The organism is Streptomyces sp. NPDC050508, assembly GCF_040655155.1.
Classification (GTDB): Bacteria; Actinomycetota; Actinomycetes; order Streptomycetales; family Streptomycetaceae; genus Streptomyces.
Genome location: NZ_JBFAJJ010000029.1, coordinates 78,752 through 85,021, shown reverse-complemented (window position 1 = coordinate 85,021; position 6,270 = coordinate 78,752). Strand labels below are relative to the sequence as shown.

The 6,270-nt window shown below is 70.3% G+C and carries 6 protein-coding genes; 1 reads left to right on the top strand and 5 read right to left on the bottom strand.

The window, feature by feature from the left end:
• Window positions 1-81 precede the first annotated feature (81 nt).
• The 4 genes from AB0I69_RS45435 to AB0I69_RS45420 all read right to left on the bottom strand — a co-directional run bounded on the left by AB0I69_RS45435 (window position 82) and on the right by AB0I69_RS45420 (window position 3,320).
• Entirely contained in the window at window positions 82-492 is a 411-nt protein-coding gene (locus tag AB0I69_RS45435; RefSeq protein ID WP_363101712.1) for a PTS fructose transporter subunit IIA, read from the bottom strand.
• Window positions 485-1,099 (bottom strand): dihydroxyacetone kinase subunit DhaL, encoded by a 615-nt coding sequence (gene dhaL, locus AB0I69_RS45430; RefSeq protein ID WP_363101711.1) that lies wholly within the window; start codon window positions 1,097-1,099, stop codon window positions 485-487. The genes AB0I69_RS45435 and dhaL overlap by 8 nt, the downstream gene beginning before the upstream one ends.
• Before the next feature lie 46 nt (window positions 1,100-1,145).
• Entirely contained in the window at window positions 1,146-2,138 is a 993-nt protein-coding gene (gene dhaK, locus AB0I69_RS45425) for a dihydroxyacetone kinase subunit DhaK (RefSeq protein WP_363101710.1), read from the bottom strand.
• Window positions 2,139-2,624: 486 nt separating this feature from the next.
• The gene (locus AB0I69_RS45420) at window positions 2,625-3,320 is read right to left on the bottom strand and encodes an alpha/beta hydrolase (RefSeq protein ID WP_363101720.1); all 696 of its coding nucleotides are present in this window, start codon (window positions 3,318-3,320) and stop codon (window positions 2,625-2,627) included.
• Between the two features lie 143 nt (window positions 3,321-3,463).
• Between AB0I69_RS45420 and AB0I69_RS45415 the strand changes: the two genes are divergently transcribed.
• Window positions 3,464-4,669, top strand: a complete 1,206-nt coding sequence (locus AB0I69_RS45415; protein ID WP_363101709.1) for a beta-propeller fold lactonase family protein — start codon at window positions 3,464-3,466, stop codon at window positions 4,667-4,669.
• 119 nt (window positions 4,670-4,788) lie between these two features.
• On the opposite strand, the gene AB0I69_RS45410 is transcribed toward AB0I69_RS45415, so the two are convergent.
• Window positions 4,789-6,240, bottom strand: a complete 1,452-nt coding sequence (locus tag AB0I69_RS45410; protein WP_363101719.1) for an alginate lyase family protein — start codon at window positions 6,238-6,240, stop codon at window positions 4,789-4,791.
• Between the last annotated feature and the right edge of the window lie 30 nt (window positions 6,241-6,270).

Genomic DNA, 6,270 nt, shown 5'->3' with positions numbered 1-6,270 from the left:
CCCCACGGCCCCTCCCCGACGGACGGATGTGAGGCGGGGCCGTGGGGCGGTCGCCTCTGCCTCCGCTACGACCCGCCGCCCTCACACCTTCCGATACGTGTACGCCTCCGCAGCCGCCGCCTCGACCGCGTCCAGGTCCGCTCCCGCCGACGCCGTGACGACCGCGGCCACCGCACCCTCGACGAACGGGGCGTCCACCAGGCGGGTGCCGGCCGGGAGTTCGTCGCCCTCGGCGAGCAGGGCCTTCACGGTCAGTACGGCGCTGCCCAGGTCGGTGAGAACGGCGACCCCGGCGCCGCGGTCGACGGACGCGGCGGCGGCGGCGATCAGTTCGGAACTGGTGCCGAGCCCGCCGCCCTCGGTGCCGCCGGCCGCGGCGAGCGGCACCGCCGTGCCCGAGCCGGACAGCCCTCGCGCCAACTCGGCCACGGAGGCGGCGACTTCCGCACTGTGCGACACCAGCACGATGCCCACCAGTTTCCCGTCACTCACCGGTGGCCTCCGCGGTCGCGGCCTCCTGGAGCGCGGCGATCAGCAGCGAAGCAGACGTGGCGCCCGGGTCCTGGTGCCCGATGCTCCGCTCCCCGAGATAACTCGCCCGGCCCTTGCGGGCCTGCAGGGGCGTGGTCGCCACGGCGCCCTCCTCGGCGGCGGTCCGCGCCGCGGCGAAGCCCTCCGGCAACGCGTCGACCGCCGGGACCAGAGCGTCGATCATGGTCTTGTCACCGGGCGAGGCACCGCCCAGGGTCATGACCGCGTCCACCCCGGTGCGCAGCGCGAGGGTGAACTCCGCCTCGCTCACCTCGGCGGCATCCCCGAGTGCCTTGCCGGTACGGCGCAGCAGCGTGCCGTAGAGCGGCCCGGACGCGCCGCCGACCGTCGAGATGAGCGTCCGTCCGGCGAGGGTGAGGACGCCGCCCGGGGTGCCCGGCGCCTCCTTTTCCAGGGTGGCCGCCACGGCGGTGAACCCGCGCTGCAGGTTCGCGCCGTGGTCGGCGTCGCCGATGGGCGAGTCGAGGTCGGTGAGCCGTTCCGCCTCGCGTGCGACGGAGGCGGCGGTCACCGTCATCCAACGGCGGAAGAAGTCGGCGTCGAGCACTGGATCTCCTTGCGTGGTGGGGGAGTTGGCCGGATGCGGCGCCGTCTCACATGCCCCAGCGCAGTCCGGGCGTCTTCACCGGCGCGTCCCACAGTCGCAGCAGCTCCTCGTCGATCTGGCAGAGGGTGACCGAGGCACCCGCCATGTCGAGGGACGTGACGTAGTTGCCGACCAGTGTGCGGGCGACGGCGACCCCGCGCTCGGCGAGCACCCGGTGCACCTCGGCGTTGAAGCCGTACAGCTCCAGGAGCGGGGTCGCGCCCATGCCGTTGACCAGTACCAGGACCGGATTCCGCGGCGGCATGTCCTCCAGGATCGCGTGCACGGCGAAGTCGGCGATCTCACCGGACGTCATCATGGCCCGCCGCTCCCGGCCCGGCTCGCCGTGGATACCGACGCCCAACTCCAGCTCGCCCGGCGGCAGATCGAAGGTGGGGCTGCCCTTGGCGGGGGTGGTGCAGGCGCTGAGCGCGACGCCGAAGCTGCGCGAGTTCTCGTTGACCTGCCGGGCGATCGCCGCCACCTGGTCCAGCGGCTGCCCCTCGGCCGCCGCGGCACCGGCGATCTTCTCCACGAACAGCGTGGCACCGGTGCCGCGCCGCCCCGCCGTGTAGAGGCTGTCGGTGACGGCGACATCATCGTTGACCAGGACCTTGGCGATCTGGATGCCCTCCTCCTCGGCGAGCTCGGCCGCCATGTCGAAGTTGAGGACGTCCCCCGTGTAGTTCTTGACGACGAACAACACCCCGGCGCCACTGTCCACGGCCGCCGCGGCCCGCACCATCTGATCGGGCACCGGCGACGTGAACACCTCACCGGGACAGGCCGCCGACAGCATCCCGGGCCCCACGAATCCGCCGTGCAGCGGCTCATGCCCCGCCCCGCCACCGGAGACGATCCCCACCTGCCCGGCCACGGGGGCGTCCCGCCGTACGATCACCCGGTTCTCGACATCGACGGTCAGCTCCGGATGGGCGGCCGCCATACCCCGCAGCGCGTCGGCGACCACGGTCTCCGCGACGTTGATCAACATCTTCATGAGTACCTCCTGGCAAGGCTGGCAGATGTGGCCCTGACCTGTGCTTTTGTCGACTCTGGTGACGGGCTGCCAGGTCTCTGGGGTGGCCGGTCCAGGGTCGGTGGGAGCGCCCCTGTGGAAAGTATCGACCTTGCAGCAGTGAAGGTCACGGGCTCGGACGCGCATAGGCGTGCCAGGCCGCCTGGGACTGTTCTGCTGGTTGAGCCGCTTGACGGACCAGGAGAGAGGTGGTGTGTGGCGACTCGGTGGCATTTCGCTGATGAAGCACGAGAGATTGCTGCATGAAGCAGGTCATGTATGTGCCAACAAGTTTTTGATCCACTGGTGGTACACACTCAACACGTCGTTGACCTTAGGGGCCCGTGTGTCGGGACCAGTCGTCAGGTGTCGTCGTGCGTCTCGTGACTTTGACCATGGGTCCTCACCGGTGGACCGATGGCCGGGCGCGGGGATCGACTTCGGTGTCGTTGTGACCGCGTAGGTGTTTCAGGTGAGGCCGTCAAGGAAGCCCGAGAGTGCGGTGTGCAGGATTCCAGGCTGTTCCAGGTGCAGGTCGTGGCTGGTGCCGGGGATGCTCATGGCCATGGTGTCGGGTCGCCGCCGGAGCATTTCGTCGGCTTCCGGCGCGGGGATGTAGCTGGATTGGGCCAGGACGACCAGGGTCGGGCACACGATCTGTCCCCACTTGTGCCAGTAGGAACGCTGGGCGTTCTCCGCCAGCGAGCGGACCATCACCTCGCGGTCGAAGCGAGGCCACCATCCGCCGTCGCGTTCTTCCAGCCCGGCTGCCCATCCTGCGCCGACCGGTCCGCCGCCGAGGAACGCGACCGCCGCTTCGCGTGAGGGAAACGGTGTCGGCCACGAGTCGAGCCATCCGCCGATGTCCGCGGGGCCGTTCGGGTGCGGACCGCCGGAGCCTGCTTCGACAAGCACGAGCGCGCGGACGAGCCCGGGATGCGCGGCGGCGGTGAGCATGGCCGTGTGCCCGCCCAGCGACTGGCCGACCAGGACGGGCCGCTGCAGCGCCAACTGGTCGACAACGGCGACGGCGTCGGCGACGTAGGCGGCGCGGGAGACGTCCTGCGGGTGGCGCTCGCCGGCGCCGTGCCCGCGCTGGTCGACCGCGACCACCCGATACCCGGAGCTCAAGCTCCGTGCCGGCACGTCCCACAGCGTCGGCAGGCCCGAGAACGTCGTACTGGTCGCCCAGGCGGGAGCGCTGCGGAAGGACCTTACGAGACTCTGACACGGAGTCCGAACGCCTTCATGCATTGCCGCACAGTGGCAACTCTGGTCCCACACACCCCGGGCCAGAGGAGCCGCACATGAGCAGGCACAACAAACGCAGGTCGAAGCTGCGGAACAGGCTGACCGTCCTGGGTGGAGGGGCGGTGGCCGTCGCGGCGGCCGTGGTCATGGTCAACGGAGCCTCCGCGGCGCAGGTTTCGCCGAACCCGCGCGCCGCCTTAAAGGCCGACCACGCCGTCTTCGTCCAGGGCAACGAACTGGCCGGGAACACCATCCGCGTCTTCCGCCGGGGCGACGACGGGAAGTTGACCGCCGCGGGGAAGTACGCGACCGGCGGCAAGGGCGGCGACCAGACCGACGCGCCCACCGACTCACTCGCCTCGCAGGGGTCGCTCGTCTACGACCACCGTTCCGGCCGGCTCCTGGCGGTCAACGCGGGCAGTGGCACCCTGACGTCCTTCGCCGTGCACGGCCAGAAACTGACGGACCGTCAAACAGTCTCCACGGGAGGCGACTTCCCGTCCGCCGTCACGGTCTCGGGGGATCTCGCCTACGTCATGAACGCGGGCGGCACAGGAAGCGTCCAGGGCTTCCGGATCACCTCCAACGGGCTGAAGCCGCTGAGCGGTTCGAACCGCAGTCTGGCACTGAAGAACGACAAGGTGCCGCTGTTCAGCAGTTCGCCGGGGCAGGTCGCGTTCACGCCGGACGGCCGGGACCTGGTCGTCACCACCAAGTCGGCGAACACCATCGAGGTCTTCCCCGTGGGGAAGGACGGCCGCCCGGCGGACAAGCCGGTCGTGAACAAGTCGGCGGGCATGGTGCCGTTCGCCATCGCCTTCGACAAGTCCGGGCGCATGCTGGTCGCCGAGGCCGCCAAGTCCACCGTCACCACCTACAAGGTGCGCCACGACGGCGAGTTGAAGACCGTACAGGCGTCCTTGCCGAACGGGCAGACGGTCCTGTGCTGGCTGGAGCGGGCCGGTGACTTCTTCTACGGCGGCAACACCGGCAACTCCACCGTCAGCGGCTACCGCCAGGACGCACACGGCCGACTCGCCCTGACCAACGAGGCGGGCATCGCCGCCGCACCCTCCGGAATGTCCCAGGGCGTCATCGACCTCGCCGTCGCCGCCGACAAGTTCGTCTACGTCCAGAACGCGACCTCCGGCACCGTCGACGGTTTCCGTGTCGGGCACACAGGCGCCCTCACCAAGATCACGACAATCACAGGACTGCCCGCCTTCGCCGCCTCCGGCATGGAGGGCATCGCCGCGGTGTAAGAAAGCGGCCACCGCGGCGGAACGTCCCGGGCACGCGACGAGCGCGCCCGGGACGTCGTGCCGAAGTGGCTGACCGCCGTGACGCCGCCGACCCCGTTCCACGCAGGAGCGCCGGAGGTTCAACTGCTGCTACGGCTGCCCCTGCGGCGCAGGGCGATGAAGCCGCCCGCGATGGCGAGGACGCCGGTGGCGGCCGCGGCGGCGATGCCACCCGCGCCGGTGGCGGCGAGGTCCTCGCCCCGGCCGCCCTGCGGCTGGGTTCCGCCGGAGGCGTCGGCAGCAGGGGTCGCGGCGCCGGAGGCGGACGCTGCCGTGTCGGACGTGCTCGCCGAAGAAGTCGGTGTGGTGGCCGAGACGATCGCCTTGTCCCGGGTGAAGGTCAGGGTGCCGAAGCCGAGGTGGTCGAGGCCGCCGCCGGTTCCGTAGTCACCGCCGCCGCCCTCGGGCCTGACTTTGGCGGCCATGGCGCTCACGTACGGCGCGTCGAGGCCGCGGCGGTTCACGTAGTGGTTGTAGAGGCCCTCCCAGATCGGGCGCACCTGACCACGGGCCCACGTGGACGCCTCCGTGAACGTCTCCCAGCCCTCCCACACGCCGGGTGCGCCCTTGTGCCAGGTCCAGGAGGTGAAGGGGACGTCGTGACCGAGGTTCCACTTGGCGGCGTACTCGACGCCCTTGAGGACGCGGCTGTCGTCGTAGCCGTAGAGGTCGATGCCCTGGTTCCACGCCATCTCGCAGATGGTGCCCAACAGGCCCACGCTCAGCAGGGCGTGCCCCTGGTCGCGTCCGACCTCCACCATCTGTCCGAGGCCACCGGGGTGGATGAACGGGATGGCGTTCTTGATGGAGCCCATGCCCTTGCCGGACTTGAAGTACGTGACGGCCTCGTCGACCTTGGCCCGGTCGTCGCACAGGATGCCGACGGACAGCACGCACGCCACGCTCAACAGGTCCCAGCTGCTCCAGTAGTTGGAGTCGTACGCGCCATTGTGCTTGGCGAGGAAGCTGCTGCTCATCGGGTAGAAGACGGCCAGCATCATCTTCTTGAACCGGGCCAGATCGAAGCCGCCGTAACCGCGCATGATCTCCGCGGCGTTCGCGAACTGGTAACCGTGGATGCCCGCCGCGATGAACCGGTCGGCGTCGCCGTCCAGCGCGGTGAGCTTGGTCGACCAGGCGTTGAGGATGTCGCGGGCGGCGTCCGCGTGGGCCGTGTCGCCGGTGACCTTCCAGCGCAGGGCGTTCTGGTAGGCGGCTGCGATGTCGAAGGCGAGCGTGGTGACGTTGTCACCGGTGGCGCCGCGTATCACCGTCGCGAGCGGGGTCGCCTTCCAGGTGCTCGCCGAGCGCGGGTTGCCCGTCAGCTTGGCGTAGCCCTCCTTCCACCGGCCGGTGCCCGCCTTCACCTTGGCGGCCATACGGTCGAAGTCGGCCTGCGTGTGCAGCAGTCCCGGATGTACGAACGCGGCGCTCGCTGCGGCGGGAGTGGCTCCGGCACCGACGGCGGCTGCCCCGATGCCCGCTGCTCCGGCTGCTCCCGCGACCCGCAGCACGCTGCGCCGGCTCATCATCGGTCGGCTGTTGCTCTGGCTCACTGACAC

Bases quoted from the DNA above. Each gene is read 5' to 3' on its own strand.
- AB0I69_RS45415 (WP_363101709.1), top strand. From the start codon at position 3,464: ATGAGCAGGCACAACAAACGCAGGTCGAAGCTGCGGAACAGGCTGACC.
- dhaK (WP_363101710.1), bottom strand. From the start codon at position 2,138: ATGAAGATGTTGATCAACGTCGCGGAGACCGTGGTCGCCGACGCGCTG.
- AB0I69_RS45410 (WP_363101719.1), bottom strand. From the start codon at position 6,240: ATGATGAGCCGGCGCAGCGTGCTGCGGGTCGCGGGAGCAGCCGGAGCA.